The sequence below is a fragment of the Chthonomonas sp. genome (assembly GCF_035294165.1).
GTDB lineage: Bacteria > Armatimonadota > Chthonomonadetes > Chthonomonadales > Chthonomonadaceae > Chthonomonas.
The window spans coordinates 1-17,647 of the sequence record NZ_DATGLN010000015.1 but is presented as its reverse complement, the minus strand read 5'-3'; the positions used below and the strand labels follow the sequence as shown (position 1 = coordinate 17,647).

Here is a 17,647-nt window from a genome sequence, read left to right as displayed (position 1 = left end):
GGAAAGCCTCTCGGCCTATGCCCGCCAGTTCCTCGGCCTTCAGGAAAAACCGGATGTAGACCAGATTGATGGGCTTAGCCCCGCCGTTTCGATTGACCAAAAATCTACCAGCAAGAACCCCCGCTCCACCGTGGGCACGGTGACGGAAGTTTACGACTATCTGCGTCTCCTGTTTGCGCGAATCGGCGTTCCTCACGACCCCAAAACCGGCCAGCCTCTCAGCAAACAATCTATCGAAGAGATGATAGACCGTGTGCTTGCTTTGCCGGAGGGCAGCCGCGTGCAGATTCTCGCCCCCATTGTGCGTGGGCGGAAGGGGGAGTATCGCAAGGAGCTAGAGGAGATTCGAAAGGAAGGCTTTACCCGCGCCCGCATTGATGGGGAGACGAAGGACCTCAGCGAGGAGATACCCTCGCTGGAGCGCTATAAGCAGCACACCATTGAGATCGTTATAGACCGTCTGGTCATTCGAGAGGGCATTCGCACTCGCGTTGCCGACTCGATGGAGCAGGCTCTAAAGCGTGGCAAGGGCGTTGCTGTGGTTCAGGTGCTGGCCCAAGAGGGGCAACCGGAGCAGGAGTTACGGTTCAGCGAGAAGTTTTCGTCGGATGAAGAGGGCTTCAACTTTGACGAGATCGAGCCTCGGCTCTTTTCCTTCAACTCACCCTATGGCGCCTGCCCGGAATGCCATGGGTTAGGCTTTATGAAGGAGTTCGACCCTCAGCTTATTGCACCCGATCGCAGTCTCTCCATTAATCGTGGGGCGCTGCGGCCTTTCACGCCAAAATCGAGCACTGGTGGTCTGCACGATTACCAACGAAGCCTGTTTGAGGCCGCGGCACGCCGACTCGGTTTCACGCTGGATACCCCTCTTAATGCGCTCTCCGAGTCGCAGTTTCATGCGCTTATGCACGGCGTGGAGGGCAACGTTACGGTGGAGTTTCGCAATCGGTGGGGGCGGGTTCGCCATTTCGACACCGAGTTCCCCGGCGTTATCCCCATGTTGGAGCGCCGGCTACAAGAGACGAGCAGCGACCTCGTTCGTGAGGAACTAGAGCAGTATCAGAGTGAGCGACCCTGCCCGGCCTGTCGGGGTAAACGTCTCAAACCCGAAGCCCTTTGCGTGCTTGTGGGCGGTAAGAACATTGCGGAGCTGTGTGCGCTGCCGTTAGATAAGTTGCAGGCCTTTTTCGACCAGTTGACGCTTTCCGAGAGAGAGGCGATGATCGCGCGCCAGATTATTCGTGAGATCAAGGCACGACTGGGGTTTCTGTTGAACGTCGGGCTGGAGTATCTCACACTGGATAGAAGCGCGCGCACTTTGGCGGGAGGGGAGGCACAGCGTATTCGTCTTGCAACCCAGATCGGCTCGGGCCTTATGGGGGTGCTCTACATTCTCGACGAGCCTTCCATCGGCCTGCATCAGCGAGATAACACGCGATTGATCAACACGCTCAAGAGCCTGCGCGATCTCGGAAACACCGTGCTTGTGGTGGAACACGATCAGGAGACGATGGAGGCCGCCGACTGGATTATTGACATCGGCCCCGGTGCCGGCGAACATGGTGGGCAGATAGTGGCGCAAGGAACGATTGAGGATATTCGCTGTCACCCTACCTCTATTACCGGTCAGTATCTCAGCGGCCGCCGTCGCATTGCCGTACCCGAGCAGCGACGTGCTCCCAAAGAGGCCTGGTTGGAGCTGATCGGCGCTCGCCAGCATAACCTCAAAAATGTAACACTTCGCGTGCCACTGGGTCTTTTTGTGGTGGTAACCGGGGTAAGTGGCAGCGGCAAATCTACACTTATCCAAGAGACCCTCTACCCGCTACTCATGCACCATATCTACGGTACGCATGCCGTATGGGGGGCGTACGAGGCGATTCGCGGTTTAGAGTTTGTGGATAAGGTGGTGGATATTGACCAAGCGCCTATCGGACGCACGCCCCGATCTAATCCCGCCACCTACACAGGTGCCTTCGATCTTATTCGCGATCTCTTCAGCCGCACGCCGGATGCGCGAATGCGTGGCTATGAGCCGGGCCGCTTCTCTTTCAATGTGAAGGGCGGGCGCTGTGAAAACTGTAGGGGAGACGGCATTCTAAAGATCGAGATGCAGTTTCTGCCGGACGTCTATATTCCCTGTGAGGTTTGTAAAGGCAAGCGCTACAACCGCGAGACACTTGAGGTGAAGTATCGTGGAAAATCCATTGCCGATGTGCTCGATATGACGGTTTCGGAAGCCCTCCAGCTATTTGAGAATCTGCCACCTTTGGTGCGTAAGCTCAAAACACTGCACGATGTGGGGTTAGACTATATTCGGCTCGGTCAGCCGGCCACCACGCTTTCCGGCGGTGAAGCTCAGCGCGTAAAGCTTGCCACCGAATTGGCGAAAAGGCCCACCGGTCGCACCATCTACATTCTCGATGAGCCGACCACCGGGCTTCATTTCGCCGATGTGGAGAAGCTTATCGGTGTGTTGAATCGGCTAGTAGATGCTGGCAATACCGTTCTGGATATTGAGCACAACCTCGATGTCATCAAAACGGCGGATTGGATTGTGGATTTGGGGCCGGAGGGAGGCGATGCCGGTGGGCGCATTATTGCCGAAGGCCCACCGGAGAAGGTGGCCGAGGTACCTGAAAGCCACACCGGCCGCTACTTGCGTAAGGTTCTTGGGTTAGACGGGTAGATGAGTTAGGAGCCTTGCTCGACATAGCGTTCTGCCCGATGAAGCAGGTCACTCAAGGCGGTTTGAAGGCGTATAAAGGCCTCAAAGAGTGAGCCATAGGCACTAAAGTACTGATGGACATCCCCGTCGCTTAGGGCTTTTGTTGAAAGGTAGTAGAGATGGTCGCTTGTCTGCAGCAGGCGCCAAATGCGTAAAAACTCTGGGTGACCTGTAGCACGAATGGGTGCCTCCATGCGTTTGATCTCTTCAAAAGCAAACTGTTGCATTTCGTTGCCCAGCCAGGCAGAGGTGTCGCGCTCTTTGTCTGCCCATGAAATGGTTGCGAAATCGTGCACATGAATGGTGCCCACGCGGGGCAGACGACGAATGGCCTCTGTGGGCGTTACAAATTCGAGCTGCGGGTGACGTTTAATCGCTCCGGGAAGATTGCGCAGAAAGTCGAAGATGCCCGTATCGGCCCAGATGTGCTCTCCGAAGGCCTCATAGTCCATGGCCAAAAGCACGTTCATGTCGGTGTTGGTCGAGAGCCAGAAGGCGAACTTTTCGGCATCTAAAGGCCACTGGTCCCAATGGCGATTCGGAAAACGATAGGCAATATCGTCGGAAAGGCGATAGTTCCGTAACAGAACGGGCAGGCCACAGGGCGCCTCGTAGACGAAATCCGGCGAGCGCCACCCCTCTAAAACCCAATCTACCCCCTCCGTAATAATGCCCTCATAGCCCATCTGTTGCACATGCCAGGCCACCGTATCGTTGTAAAGGCACTCTGTGTTCCGAAAGGTGGTAGGACGCCTGCCGAACAGGCGTTCGATGGTATCGGCGTGAAGTCGGCACTGCTCATGAAACTCCGTTCTGTCTCCGGGGAAGAGGCTGCTTAATGAGTGGTAGTAGGTCTCACCGGTAAACTCGACACAGCCAGTGGCTGCAAGCTCTTGCCAAAGCGCAATAACGCCCGGGTCGTAGCGTTGGGCCTGTTCTAGGAGCGTGCCCGAAAGCCCAAAGGCGAATTTAAACGGTTTTTCGGTGTCCTTATGTTCACGGACAAGCTCTAGCAGTATCTTTGAAGCCGGATAGTAGCATTTTTCGGCCACTCGTTGAAAGATTTGACGGTTTAGGGCATCGTCGAAATAGGTGTCATAAAACTCCTCCGGTGCCAAATCACGACGTGAGCCACGCTGTTCGTAGGCGCTAAGACGAAACGGCTGATGAGCGAAAAAAAAGAAGGTGACTAGGGTCACAGGCCTCTATTCCTTTCTGAAAAAGCAGGGCAGGCAGGAGAAACGTCTTTCCCCATGTAAGTATATCTGGAACGCCACACAAATACAAATAGCCCCTCTTTTAGGAGTTTTCACCGATGCTCTGTAGCGACTGCTTCCAAGCGTTACTAGGCAGAAGCGACCTCTACCTCATCTTCTGTCTTCTGCTTATTGGAACGGGGTTTGGCGCCAAAGCGGAGGCTCAAGGGATCGTACGTTTCGACCTTCGTCAAGTTCAATATGCCCGGCAATGGCAGCCGACCCACGATATTACCGGCCTATCGCAAACTGCCGAAGGCTTGCAGATACGCATTGGTGGGGAAGACCCCTACCTCTTCGGCCCTGTTTTCGACTATCCCCCAAACCAGCCGCTCTGGTTTTCCATCCATCTCTATTCGGAGCAAGGCGGTGTCGGGCAGCTTTTTTACTTTCCTGCCGGCACCACACCCACCGAGCTAGCTTCCATTCGGTTCCCTGTTCCCGCAAAACGGTGGGCTACACTGCGCATGCCTATTCCTCCGCTAGGCCCTCGCTATCAGATTCGTTTCGACCCTCCGGGCGATCAAGGCGTCTGTACCGTGGCCTGGATGGCTTTTGAAAGGCGAGTCATCCTTCAGCCACCTCTATGGCCGCGTCCGACGGTGCCGGTTCTTTCGCCAAAAGCGCTCCGTCTGCAAAGCGGTTCCTTAGAGCTGCTGCAAAATCCCGATCAGATGGGCGACTTTGTGGTGAGGTTTCGAGGGGAGACCATGGCTGCCGGCGATAATAAAGCCCTTATCGGCTATATGGAGAACGGCGAGGCCCGTTTTATCCCTCTCAAAGGCACCACCTCCGCGGAAAAAGAGGGGGGTGCTCTCGTGGTACACACCACCCTGCAAGACCCCGACGGTGCCACATGGAGGTTTCGCCAAACGTTTTCTGCTGCTGCACCCAACCTCATTCAGGTGGATATAGAGGCCAATGTCAGCCAGCCCCGCAACGTCGTGTTCCTGCCTGTCTTTCTGCTTTTTCCGGGGTTGGGCAGCTTTGGGCAGCACAAGACCCAGGCGCTCTTCCCTGGGCTAGAGTACCTCGGACCGGATGAGCCTTCCAGCAGCCAGGCCGATATTCGCGGCCCACAGGCCAATCGCCAGGTGCCGGATACCGAGAAGATAACTTTCCCGCTGATGGTGGTGGCCGCGCAACACCGTTGGATCGCCCTCTCCTGGCAGATGGAGCCGAATGTGTGCGCTCTCTTTGATACGCCGGATAGGCAATTTCACTCTGGTGCACAGGGTATGGGGATCCTCTTCCCCGGCTCTAACGGCCTTAATCGAGATGAGGGAAGTCTGCTTCCATACGATGGCGTTATCCTTTCTCCAGAAAAGCCCTTCCATGGTACGGCCTACATTCTCTGTGGCGATGGACAAACCGTTGTTCCGGCCATTCAACGCTACATAAGTCTATGGGGACTGCCTCACCTCCCTGACGCGCATCTCGATTGGCAGGGCTGCCTCCACTTGGCTGCGGCGGGGTGGCTCCATTCCGGTATTGTTGAGGGGGATAGGTTGCGCCATGCCTACCCAAACTTTGGGCCTCAGCCCGTCGCCGATGCGCCCGCCATGATGCTCTATGCGGCAGAGCAGGGGGCCAATGCTGCCCTAGCTCAAGAGCTTGAGGAAGGAGCCAGGCGCTATCTCTCGGCTGTGCCTCCGCAGGATTTAAACAGTGCGGGGATAGGGCATGTACGCTTTCCTATGCCTTCGCTCGTTTTTGGGCATGTGATAGAGAACGCCGACACTGCGGCCGCTGCGGCCCGCAATACTCTATCGCAGTTTACACCGGAGGGTACCATCCTCTACACTCCACCGCCCCATGGGGAGGATTTGGCAAGTACCAACCCCACACGTACTGCAAACGGGCTTACAGCCGGCGTGGTGGTAGGCCTTCTGCAGAACGCCATTGCCTCCGGTGACCCCACGCTCATCACCCTGGCGCTGCAGCATCTGCGCGCTCTTGAACAGTTCGATAACACGGTGCCTCGAGGGGCACAGTCGTGGGAGGTACCGCTGCATACGCCCGATATTTTGGCGTCTGCTCACCTCGTGCATGCGTTTGTGCTTGGTTACATGCTGACCGGAGATAAGGCGTTTCTCGAACGCGCCAAGGCGTGGGCATGGACGGGGCTTCCTTTTGTCTATCTCTACAATCCTACCGGCCAAGCCGTTGGGCCTTACGCCACCCCGCCCGTCTTCGGAGCAACGCACTGGGTTGCCCCAAACTGGATGGGCCTACCGGTGCAGTGGTGTGGCCTTGTCTACGCAAGCGCCCTCTATCAGTTGGCCCCGTTTGATCCCAAAGGGCCATGGCGACAGATCGCCGATGGAATCACGATCTCCGGCATTCAACAGACCTGGCCGGTTGGCTCTGACCCGTTGCGACAGGGACTGCTGCCCGACTCTTTCAATCTGAAAGGCCAAATTCGCAATGACCCGGCCATCAATCCCTGCACCCTCTTTGCGGAACTTCCCTCTCTCTTCCGTAAAACACCGCTCTATTCGCTTCATGCCTTTCTAAAACATCATCTGCTGCTGCAGGCACCAGGAGAGATAGCAGCGGTGCGGGAGACCAAAAACGGGGTGACCTGTGAGGTGAACGGCTGGTCGAAGGGAAGATACTATGTGCTTGTGAGCGGTTTTCAAACGAAGCCGGAGGTGTTGGTTAACGGCAAGCCGGCGCAGACGGGCACCACAACCTTCGACCAACCGACAGGAAGGTTAGTAGTCGCACTAGAAGGAAAGGCCTCATTAACAATAAGAGTGGGGGCACAAAGTGCAAGGCGCTAGCGATTAGAGGGCGGGTTAGCGGTGCGTTGCTCTATTTCCTCTAAAAGGTGGGCTTGAACCAGCATTCGCAACTCGGCCAAAGCCGCAAGCATCTTATCTACATCACGGCGTGGGCTGGCCGGGTCGTCTTGCCAGTCGCGGAGCGCGCGCTCGGCGCGCTTAAGGGCGTTTGCAGCCTTTTGGGCGGGAGTTAAAATGGATCGCATGGACAGCTCACCTGCGCATTTTATTCGGAATGGTATAGGTACATTCATTATACGGTGTTCTTTTCAGGAGCGCAAGCATATATTTGTCTAGCAGAAGGGGGATGGACTATTCATGACCGTAGGGGGGTAGGCACAAGGCCTACCCTACAGTACCTATTCTCCCTCATGTCCGCGTAGCTCGCAGGTAGCTGCCAGAAGCCGCTGGGCTTTAGATCGAGCGGAGTATCCCTATAATGGATACTCGATAACAATGAGGGGATTCTTCATGCCCAAAAAGTCTAGCTCTTGCTGAAGAATTGGAGCGACCACGCGATAGTCATGGTGCTGTTTTAAAAACAGACGCGCCTGCTCGCCCCGTGCATCGGCCTCGGTTGGATTCTCGAAAGCGGCACGCATCTGCCGGCTGAGGTCGGCCTCGTCAATATCAACCCAGCGCCCTTCTCGAAGCCACGGCTTCTCTAGCGCCGCCACGAAGTTCACAGGTGTTTCCGTAGCCTGTACCGGATAGCCCGTCTCCTCCGAAAGAAACTCTTGCATGGCACCCCAAGACGGCGCGATCACCGGGCGGCCATAGGCCATGCTTTCTATGGCCGAACGTTTTATGTCGGCTGTTCGCGCCACCGAGACAAAGCAGTGACACTCACGATAGAGCGCCTGTAGAATCTCCGGTTCCAATGGTGTCGTCTGCAACACAATGCTGGGGTGGGGCTGAGCGCCCAGCATGGGGAGAAGGCAATGGGTTAACTCCTGTTGCATCCGTTGGGCGGTGTTTTCCTGCAGGGCAAAAGGATGGAGCACCAGCGCGACATCCTCCTCCGGTCGAAACGCCTGAAGGAAGGCGCGGACGAGGGTCTCCCAGGCGTATGTGCGGCTCCATTCGAAGTGCGCGAGGAAGTTAAAGCGGCGCATACCCTTTAACACCGAGGTTGGTGGATGCCCGTGTGTCTTAGGGCGATATCGGTCTAAGTTAACAGCAAATGGAACTATGCTTACTTTATCGGCGGCTATACCAACTTCGAGTAGCCTCTCTCGGTGAAAGAATGTGGGCACCCAAATACGGTCGAGCTTTTGGCATGCGCCGGTCCATGCAGAGGGTGGAAGTAGTGTTGGCCATTGCAGACGTCCAACGTGAATATCGGCTTCTACGGATGGCTCTTCATTGGGGGCGAATGTTATATGCAGATCGGCTTTGGTCGCACCATCCTCCAGCAGATGCGCTTTGATTAAGGCTGCCTCAAGCAAAGGATATTGCGGAGCCTGAGAGCTGCAGGGTCGCACGCATAACTTAGGAGTTATGCCGGCCTGCTTCCAGGCGAAAAGCAGGGCATCTGGGGCCTCTCGTGTTTCACGGAGGGTTTGAAACAGAGGAGGTATGGCCTTCACATCGGTTTGGGAAGCAAAGAAATAGGGGGAAAGAGGGCGATCTCGGTGCTCCACGCACGGTGCCGGTTCCAAAGGAGAGGCCATCGTTGTAGCCTCTTGAAGTTCGGCCAGCCATTGGGAGAAGCGCGGCCAGCCGTTGGGATACCAGGCGTTGTTCGGTAGATTCCCGCCGGCAAGGAAGGTGATGGTGGACAACCCGAATCGAAACTCGGGATTCGTTGGATGATTCAGCAGGCCCCAGCGCAGGCAGTCAACACTTTCTGCCAACTCTCCTCTTTCAAAACGAGCCAAAGCTTCGGAATAGAGTTGCAGAGGGTCTTGCGTTTCTATTGTGAGTATCCATTCGTGCGTACGTCCCTCTTTACGGCGATAAACCCAGCGGCCCAGCGAGGTATAGGTAGCGTCGGCGTGGTAAATGAGGCAATCGGAGAGATGGCCTATGGAGTAGCCCATGGCTTGACAGCGGCGCGAAAAGTCTATATCTTCTTCTTCACCCACTTTTAGATGGTCGTTCCAGCGCACTATTCGAGCGACCTCAGCGCGCATGAGGGAGGCCCCGCCTGTGGCGTAGATGTTGTTATCCTCTTCTCCTTCGCAGAGAATCATTTGGCCCCGTTGTGATGCCTTGGTAACGCGATCCCAGTAGCGCGTACCGTCTGGCATACGCACCTGCATGGTGAGCACGTCGAATCTATCTGGGCCTTTTAGGAGGTTCGCATACCACTCTGAATCTAGGAGACAATCGTCGTCTAAAAACACAAGGGTCTCATAATGTGCCCGAGCGGCGCCGCAGTTTCGCATGGCGCCCAGCCTACCTTGTGCGGCGAGGTCTGAACAGGGGATAAGCGTAACATCTTCACCATCGAACGGAAGCCCTTCGCAGTTTCCGCAGATCAAAATCTCGTACTTGGGGATGCGCTGCTTGCGAATGCTTTGAACGATCAGGGCGATGAGGTTTTGCCTGTTGCCGCCGGTAATTACGATAAAGGAGAGGGCGCTTTTATCGGCTTTGCGTCCATCTGGCAAGAGAAGCGATTGCGGGCATGCTTTGCTCCAAGGTTGTTGCACCAAGTTGGGCGGCAGAAGTTCGGGCAGTGTACGCACTACGGGATGACGCAACGTTCCCACCGCGAGATTTAGCATTTGCCCGGTAGGAGCCGATCGGACTGTATTCAGGTTCTGCAGTGCAAGGGGGATGCCAAAGAGCGTAAGCTTTTCGAGCGTTGTCGTGGCCTCTTTCATGTGGCCCCTAAGCCACGCGAGAACCGCCAGGTTGTTTAATAGAATGGGGTGGTCACCGATAAGCGTTCTTGCCTCCTCGTAGAGGGAGTGTACAAACTCGATGTCTGCTGGGACACTGGAGGCGACGAGCAGGGAGCGCGCATAGTCCATGAGAGCGGCTGCACGGGCAAAGGCGTCGCCGTTCCATTCGGCATTCAGACCGGGGTAGATATCCTCAAGCGGAATTGAGGAACGATGGCGGCGTAGCACCTGCAACGTCTCTTTGGTACACGCATCGTTGCCACTCATCGAGAGGCCTCCTGCCCGAAACAGCCCCAAAATCTCCGGCAAATGGTAGGCGCCGCAACCGTGCGCGATCCGCAAAAACAGGTCGTAATCTCCCACAACGACAAGGTTTGGGTCGAAGAGGCCAACTTTGTCGTGCGCCTCACGTCGCCACATCGGCTGGGGCCCGAACATAGCATACATGAGCGCTTGACGCAGGCTATATTCTGGCCAGCGAAAAACGGCGTGGGCGTTGTTGTTGGCAAAGGTTTCGTTCTCGCCGTTCGTAATGAGGCTATCGGCGTAGACAAGCCCAACATTGGGGTGGGTTTCAAGCGCTTGCACCATTTTCTCAAGGGCATCGGGCCGATGCCGGTCATCGGCACAGGCGAGTGTGAGATAGCGCCCACTTGCCACCTGAATGCACCGATTGAGCGCCTCATGAGCGTTCTCTCGATGGTCTACATAGATAGAGACGATGTTGGGGTAGCGACGCATATATTCGGCAAGGAGGGTCTGTTCGTTTTGAGGTGAGGCCGTGTTGCAGAGCACAATTTCGAGGTGCGGAGCCAGAGTTTGCGCTTCGAGGTCTTCTATGAGGCCTGGCAGAAACCGTGCGGCATTATAGAGCGGCACCAGGGCCGAAACCAAATAGTTCTGTTTCGCCCCACTTCGTTGTATCTGCATGTTTTTTCCCTTAATTTCCCGAAAGCGAGTTTAATAATGCGCACAACTGTTCGATCTTCTGGCGTTCAAGAGAGGGGTAGTTGCCGATGTAAAAACCGTAAAAGTGAATATGATCGGCCTCTGGGTAGTCATGCCAGATGCCACGAGGGACGACATTTTCTAAATAAGGCTGGCGCAGTTGGTTCCCTCCTCCGGCCGTGCCTCGGCGGAACTCTACCCCGTGAGCGCGCAGTGTGAGCATGACGTTGGCGCAGAGCGCCTCATCGGGTTCACGTAACACCAGCGTGAGCGCGTAGCTGCAGCTTCCCTCCGTACGGAACTCGGTAAAGTACTTTTGGGGGTCGAGGTTTTCTAGAAAGATGCGCAGGTTCTCACGTCGTTTTTCGTTGTTTGCATCGAGGCGCCGAAGCTGTGAGCGCCCAATAACGGCGTTGATTTCCGTTGGTCTCACATTGTAGCCGGGGTAGGCGAAGATAAAGTCGGGGTTGAGGTCGGGGTGACGCCGACTATAGCTATGGCGCCAGTTTCTTGAGTGAGCTTCGCGCACCATGCCGTGCGAGCGCAGCATTCGCAACATCTCATAAAGCTCCTCAGAGTTGGTGGAGATCATGCCTCCTTCGATGGTGGTGAGGTGGTGCGCATAGTAGAAGGAGAAGTTGCTCATGAGGCCAAAAGTGCCTAATTTGCGCCCCTTGAAGGTGGCGCCATACGACTCGCACACATCTTCGATGAGGGGAATGCCGCGCTGCTCTAGCTCATCGAGCAGCTCGTCTGTAAGCGCATTGTAGCCGAGCACATGAGTGAGAAAGACGGCGCGAGTGTTTGGCCCTAGTTTCTGCAAAACCTGGCGGGTGTCCATGCCGAGGGTATGAGGGTCAATATCCACAAAAACGGGGGTAAAACCGCATTGTAGGACAGAGGCGATGTCGGAAACCCAGGTAATGGTGGGCACGATGACCTCGCCGGGCCCTTTCAGCAGACGCAATGCCGTCATCGTTAGCAGGTTAGCCGACGCGCCTGAGTTCACCATAACGCTGTAGCGAACGCCGAGCCAACGTGACCATTCCTCCTCGAAGGCCAGAACGTGCTCTCCATGTGTCAGCTTTGGGTCTTCCTGCTGCAGCAGGGCGATGACGGCGTCGAGATCGGCGCGTGTTAGGTTGTTCTGCATAAGCGGCCAGTTCAGACGGGAGGCCACAATGGCGGCCGAGACCGAGGAAGGGGCGGGTGTTTCGCTTTCTAGGAGGTGTTCTTTGGAACGGTAGTTCGGTTGGGCGGTCATTTTAGAAAGGTCCTTTGAATTGAACGAGTTCGGGTGCTTCGATCTTTTCCGGCATCCAGTCGTGGGCTTCTCCACGCACAAGGCGTGCGGCCGTGGCGGCGATGGTTTGGGGGGTTGGGTAGAAGAGTTCCTCAAGAACCGGTGTCGTAGGACACGGAACAGGTTGGTAGCCCATGCGCGCAAAACGGAAAACTTGTTCGCCCTGCAATCGCTCGGCCACCTGAGTTACTATCTCGGCACCGGCGCCGCAGGGCGTCCACCCTGTGTCTACAACAAGCAGCTTTCCGGTTTTGCGCACCGATTTTACAATGGTTTCGGCGTCTAAGGGGCTTAGCGACACAGGGTCTATGACCTCGGCCCGGAGGCCTATTTGAGTCAAGCACTGCGCAGCCCGAAGGCACTCCACCACCATGTGTGAGATGCCGACCAGAGTAATATCGTCTCCCTCCTCCAGGATGCGTGCGCGACCGAATGGAACCGTATAGCTTTCTTCCGGCACATGTCCTTTAAGGGCGTGCACCATGCGATGCTCCACGAAGATCACCGGATTGTCGTCACGGATGGCCTCGATAAGAAGCCCTTTAGCGTCGTAGGGGGTGCTTGGGGCCACCACTTTTAGCCCTGGAATATGCATGAAGAGGGCATGAAGCCCTTGTGAATGTTGTGCGCCTTGCCCCCAACTGCGCCCGATGACGCTACGTACGACCAGAGGCACATGCAGCGAGCCACCGAACATATAGCTGCTTTTGGCCGCGATGTTGATGAGTTGGTTCATACAGAGCAGAAGGAAGTCCATGCGAATATGCACATGGATGGGGCGCATTCCGGCAAGGGCGGCGCCGATGGCCACTCCGGTCATCCCATCTTCGGCAAGAGGGGTGTCGAAAACGCGGTCTGCGCCGAATTTCTGCGCCAGTCCTTTTGTGGTGCCGTAGATGCCGCGAAAATCGTCTACGCCTTGTCCCAAAACCAGCACACTGGGGTCGCGTGCCATCTCTTGTTCGGTGGCCTCATGAATGGCCTCAGCGCACGTTAACAATCGCTCCATGTTGCACCTCGTGGAAGGTATCGGTAAATAGTTCTGATGGGTTAGGCCAAGGCGACTCTTCGGCGAAAGCGAAAGCCGTCGCAATCTCCTTCTCGATTTCCGTCTCTATGGCGCAGCGCACTGTAGGCTCTAGCTGTTGGGCCAGCACGCGCAATGGGTCTTTCTCCTGCCATGGCTGTAACTCATCCGAAGAGCGATAGCCGGCGTGGAAATCGTCTCCCGGCCCCACATGCTCTTTCCAACGGTAGGTAAGGCATTCGAGGAAGTAGGGGCCGCGCCCGCGTCGTACGTGCTCGACGGCCTGTTGGGCCGTTTCATAAAGGCCGAAGATGTCGTTGCTATCGGCTTTCGCGGTTGGCAGACCGTAGGAGCCTGCCCAGCTACAGAGGTCTGGGTTGGCCTGTCGTGCCTGCTGACGAGAATGGATTGCATAGCCGTTGTTCTCACAAACGAAGAGCACCGGCAGACGCTTTAAGGCGGCGAAGTTGAGGCTTTCGTGCGCGGCACCCTCTTCGGTGGCCCCGTCTCCAAAGAAGCTGGCCACAATGGCGTTAGACCTACGTACTTTAAGGGCATAGGCATAGCCTACCGATTGGGGTAACGAGGTACCTACCACTGCAGAGGCACCCATAACCCCCACTTCGGCATCCACCAGATGCATGGAGCCGCCTTTCCCTTTGGCGCAGCCGGTGGCTTTGCCGTAAAGCTCGGCGATCATGCGATTCAAATCACCGCCTTTGGCAAGGTAGTGAGCATGCCCACGATAGGTCATAAACACCACATCTTCCGGTTGAAGCGCCTCGCATACAGCCACAGCGATGGCCTCCTGGCCGATAGACAGATGGCATGGGCTTTTGATCTTATCGGTAGGGTAAATCCGAGCGATCTCCTCTTCAACACGGCGTATGCGATAGAGCGCACGGTAGAAACGTACCAGCATCGCTAACGATTTCTCCTTCTCGTTCAACTCCTAGGCCACTTTGCGCTGCTCGCCGGAGAGCAACTCCAAGAAGTGGTTCCACATCTCTTGCAACCCCTCAACCAATGTGCGCCGTGGTCTCCACCCCAGCTCTTCCAGAATACGCCCATCAAGCGCCTTGTAGGGAGCACCGTCTGGCCGTGAGGTATCGAAGCAGAGGCGTCCTGTGTAGCCCACCACCTCGCCGATCTTTTCGGCCAGCTCACGAACGCTATACACTTCGCCGCCCCCGATATTCACCGGTTTCCCCCCCACATAGCGCTCCGTTAGCAGCACTGCCGCCTCTGCTGCATCGTCTACATGCAGCAGCTCGCGTCGTACGTTGCCTGTGCCCCAAACTTGCACTTCCGGCAGCTGCATGTGTTTAGCCCAGCCGATGCGGTTCAGCAGGGCACCTACGACATGGGCGCGTTCGGGGTCTAGGACATCTTGAGGACCGTAGAGGTTTGTGGGGATCACGCCGAAGAAATCGGCGCCGTACTGCCGATGAAATGCCTCACAGAGTTTCAGGCCGGTCAGTTTTGCCGTAGAGTAGAACTCGCTGGTCGGTTCCATAGGCCCGGTCATCAACATCTCCTCGCGTGCCGGCATGGGGCACTCTCTCGGATAGATGCAGGAGCTTGCGAAGTAAAGCAGCCGCTTCACCCCAAAGTAGTGCGCCGCCGGAAGGATATTGGTGATCATCTGCAGGTTGTGTGTCATTAGGTTGGCCGGCTGATGTTTATTCAACCCGATCCCGCCGGAGAGGCCTGCTGCAACGAGAACGACGGTGGGCCTAAAGCGAGCTAGCAGCATCTCTACATCGGCTGGGTCGGTGAGGTCTATGCCTGTCGGGTCGCCCAAACAGTGTGTATAGCCGGCGCGTTGAAAAGCTCTTAACAAAGCCGAGCCTAGGAACGTATCGGAACCGGCTATCCAAATCTTTGTATGTCTATCTAGGTTCATAGAGGGTTTTCCTAAGCTGCCTGTGGTGGCGTGGTGACGGCTAGCTCCTCGAATTCGGTGAGCGGTTGCCGCATTCGTTCTTGTTCCACGATGGCGTAGTCGGTTTCTGGGTCGAAGTAGATGATGCGGCTGCCGGAGAAGTCGAAGTGGAAAGGTACATGGATGAGGTTGGCGAGTGCCTCTTTCACGGCGGGTTGGTTTTCTGGGGGCACAAAGAGCAGAAGAAAGCCTCCTCCGCCGGCCCCGGTGATTTTTCCACCGAGAGCCCCGGCCTTGCGTGCGGTCTCATAGATGGCGTCAATGCGCTGGTTGCTCACTGCATTGCTGAGGGAGCGCTTTAGCTCCCAACCCTCATGCAGCAACTCGCCGAACTCCCTCATTTCGCGCTGGCCTGTTAGTATAGAAAGGCCTTCCTCGACGAGAGCTTTCATAACTCGCAACTGCTGTTTTTTGGCGCTGAGGTGTTGCACATAGGTCTCGGCCACTTGAGCTGCAGTTCGTTTTACTCCCGTGTAAAACAACATGAGGCTGGTGTTCAATTCCGAAAGTCGTTCTGGAGCGAGGGTAACCGGTCTCACGAGAAATTGGCTATCCGGTAAAAAGGTGATGTGATTAATGCCTCCATAGGCGGCCATAATCTGGTCTTGGCAGCCGACCGTCTCTTTCAGACGCTCCTGTTCAACTTCGATAGCCTCTTGGGCTAGCTGCTGTTGGGTGGCTATTTGTCCTTTGAGGGCATGAAGGGCGTTCAACAATCCCACGGTGAAGGCGGAGCTGGAGCCCATGCCGCTGCGTGCCGGCAGATCGCCATCGTGTTGAATAGAGAGGCCTCGCTCTATCTGCAAAAAACGTAGGACTTCTCGCACTGCCGGATGTTCGATGGCATCTATTGTGGTTGTGCTCTCGGTTCGCGCATAGACCACACGATACCGGAAATCGAAGAAAGGCGGTAGATAGCGGCAGCAGAGATAGCAGTATTTGTCAATGGTGGCGGCAAGCACGGCGCCGCCGTAGGTGCGAAACCAGGCCGGGTAGTCGGTTCCTCCGCCGAAAAAAGAGATGCGATAGGGAGTTCTACTGATGATCATGATAGGTTCTCGCCGTTAGATATTTCTAAAAGGTCGTCGCCCAAAAAGCGCATAGGCTTTCAGCAGCTCTTGAATGCCCTCTTCCAGGCCTCTCTTAGCCTCAAAGCCCATGCGCCTGAGCTTTTCGCTAGAGACAATGTAGTTGCGCTTATCGGGGTCGGAGCCTATTTCGGAGCAGACAATATGAAATTCGGGAACGAACTCTTTCACTTTTAGCGCCAGCTCGTATTTAGAAAGGTTGGCGCTGTCGAGGCCTAAGTTGTAGGCTTGCCCCACCATCCTGTCGGCATGCTCCAAGCAGAACAGAAAGCCATCGGCCACATCGCGAATGTGCACGTAGTTGCGCTTGAAGCCTGCTTCAAAAAGCACAAGGTAGCGATCGGTGACGGCCGTATAGACGAAATGGTTCACGAGGAGGTCAAGACGCATTCGCGGCGAGGGGCCAAACACAGTGGCTAGGCGCAGAGAGATGGCGTTTGAGCTGGCCAGCAGCTCCGATTCGGCCTCAACTTTTGTGCGTCCATAGAGGGAGATAGGCTCTAGGGGCGTCTCTTCTGTACAGAAGGTCTCACCGGATTTGGTGCCGTAGCCGCTGTTGCTGGTGGGCTGGAGGAAGAGTTGCTGAGGACTACGAAGGCGATTGAGCTGTTTTACGGCCTCGAAATTGACCTCACGCGCCAACCAAGGGTCGCGATCACAGGCCGGGGCGCCCACGACACCCGCGAAGTTGACGATGGCATCGGCACGACGTAGAAGCGAGCACATGAGCTGCTTATCGCGTATGTCGCCTTGGACGAAATCGAAGTTTGGATGGCTGCAGAGATGCAGGAGGCTAGTTTGGTTATAGAGCAGATTGTCTACCCCTACAATATGATAGCCCGCTTGCAGGGCCTGCTCACAAAACACGGCTCCTAGGTAGCCCGCTGCTCCGGTAACGAGGAGGGAGCGTCTCAGCGGAATGTCGTTTGCGTTCAAGACCGATGCCCTCTTCCTTGGGTCAGTTTATCGCTTCATCCTTCTTCTTTTATCGGAAGACGGCAGGCCTTTTTGCAGGGGAGGGTGTACTTGTCATGTCCCATGACGTTTGAAGCGGTAGACAAGGATAAGGAAAAAACATAGGATGCTCCTTGCGGCCATTTTATGACAATGCAGGGCTTTAGCCCACCGTAAAAGGAGAGGCGCATTGTAGGGGTAGGTCTTGTGCCTACCCTACCATGTTCGCGTAGCCCGCGGGCAGCTGCGCGAAGTCGTTGGTCTTTTGACCAGGTGGAGTGTCACGTTAAGAAACCGGTGTCTTTAATAAGATATCTCCAACTACAATCCCCGATGAGAGGTGCTTGGCTATTTGAGTGGTATAAAAAAGGGTACAGGCCACTCAATAAGCATAACACGTCCGGTTGCCGCGTCCACGTCCACCTCGGTTGTATACTGTAAGGCATTCAAGGGCACCGGTTTCCCATGAACTATTTGGTCGAAATCTACAACCCAGCATAGATGGAGACGAAACCGATGAGGGCTTCGCTCTACAGCCGCATAGCATAAATTCATGCGTGTTATTGTTAATTCGCTTGTTCCTGGCTGTATGACATTACGTGGAGGTACTCTCCCTCCGGGTGGAGCGGTTCGTATGAAGGTATGACCTTGTGTAATGGCCTGTTTAAGGGCTTCTAGAGCGCTTTTAGCCGCCTGGTCTTTGGTAATATGGACAACTGGAGGGTCTATACGCAGGCTTCCTGGTGCGGGGGGATAA

General features: G+C 55.8%; 12 protein-coding genes. 2 read left to right on the top strand and 10 right to left on the bottom strand.

The window, feature by feature from the left end; genetic code table 11:
- Positions 1–2,692: excinuclease ABC subunit UvrA (gene uvrA, locus VKV29_RS00415; protein WP_324199320.1), on the top strand; the 2,692-nt coding region annotated here is incomplete at its 5' end.
- A gap of 5 nt (positions 2,693–2,697) precedes the next feature.
- Here uvrA and VKV29_RS00410 read toward each other — a convergent pair.
- Positions 2,698–3,930, bottom strand: a complete 1,233-nt coding sequence (locus tag VKV29_RS00410) for a glycoside hydrolase family 57 protein (RefSeq protein ID WP_324199319.1) — start codon at positions 3,928–3,930, stop codon at positions 2,698–2,700.
- Positions 3,931–4,046: 116 nt separating this feature from the next.
- Here VKV29_RS00410 and VKV29_RS00405 point away from each other — a divergent pair, with 116 nt between their 5' ends.
- Positions 4,047–6,773 carry a hypothetical protein gene (locus VKV29_RS00405; RefSeq protein ID WP_324199318.1) on the top strand — a complete coding sequence of 909 codons (2,727 nt, stop codon included), beginning with the start codon at positions 4,047–4,049 and terminating at the stop codon, positions 6,771–6,773.
- Here VKV29_RS00405 and VKV29_RS00400 read toward each other — a convergent pair.
- The 9 genes from VKV29_RS00400 to VKV29_RS00360 form a co-directional block, all read right to left on the bottom strand.
- Positions 6,770–6,979, bottom strand: a complete 210-nt coding sequence (locus tag VKV29_RS00400) for a hypothetical protein (RefSeq protein ID WP_324199317.1) — start codon at positions 6,977–6,979, stop codon at positions 6,770–6,772. The genes VKV29_RS00405 and VKV29_RS00400 overlap by 4 nt on opposite strands.
- A gap of 228 nt (positions 6,980–7,207) precedes the next feature.
- Positions 7,208–10,555 carry a glycosyltransferase gene (locus tag VKV29_RS00395; RefSeq protein ID WP_324199316.1) on the bottom strand — a complete coding sequence of 1,116 codons (3,348 nt, stop codon included), beginning with the start codon at positions 10,553–10,555 and terminating at the stop codon, positions 7,208–7,210.
- A 10-nt stretch (positions 10,556–10,565) separates the two neighbouring features.
- Complete coding sequence (locus VKV29_RS00390; RefSeq protein ID WP_324199315.1) at positions 10,566–11,837, bottom strand: DegT/DnrJ/EryC1/StrS family aminotransferase; 1,272 nt, start codon at positions 11,835–11,837, stop codon at positions 10,566–10,568.
- A 1-nt stretch (position 11,838) separates the two neighbouring features.
- Positions 11,839–12,885 carry an alpha-ketoacid dehydrogenase subunit beta gene (locus tag VKV29_RS00385; protein WP_324199314.1) on the bottom strand — a complete coding sequence of 349 codons (1,047 nt, stop codon included), beginning with the start codon at positions 12,883–12,885 and terminating at the stop codon, positions 11,839–11,841.
- Positions 12,860–13,825, bottom strand: coding sequence for a thiamine pyrophosphate-dependent dehydrogenase E1 component subunit alpha (locus VKV29_RS00380; RefSeq protein WP_324199313.1), 966 nt, complete (start codon positions 13,823–13,825; stop codon positions 12,860–12,862). Before VKV29_RS00380 ends, VKV29_RS00385 begins: the two co-directional genes overlap by 26 nt.
- Positions 13,826–13,855: 30 nt before the next feature.
- Positions 13,856–14,809: an NAD-dependent epimerase/dehydratase family protein gene (locus VKV29_RS00375; RefSeq protein ID WP_324199312.1), complete on the bottom strand. Its 954-nt coding sequence runs from the start codon at positions 14,807–14,809 to the stop codon at positions 13,856–13,858.
- An 11-nt stretch (positions 14,810–14,820) separates the two neighbouring features.
- Complete coding sequence (locus VKV29_RS00370) at positions 14,821–15,897, bottom strand: kinase (protein WP_324199311.1); 1,077 nt, start codon at positions 15,895–15,897, stop codon at positions 14,821–14,823.
- 15 nt (positions 15,898–15,912) lie between these two features.
- Positions 15,913–16,872: an NAD(P)-dependent oxidoreductase gene (locus tag VKV29_RS00365; protein WP_324199310.1), complete on the bottom strand. Its 960-nt coding sequence runs from the start codon at positions 16,870–16,872 to the stop codon at positions 15,913–15,915.
- A 366-nt stretch (positions 16,873–17,238) separates the two neighbouring features.
- Positions 17,239–17,647, bottom strand: a 409-nt coding sequence (locus VKV29_RS00360) for a hypothetical protein (RefSeq protein WP_324199309.1), incomplete at its 5' end; no start/stop codon positions are given.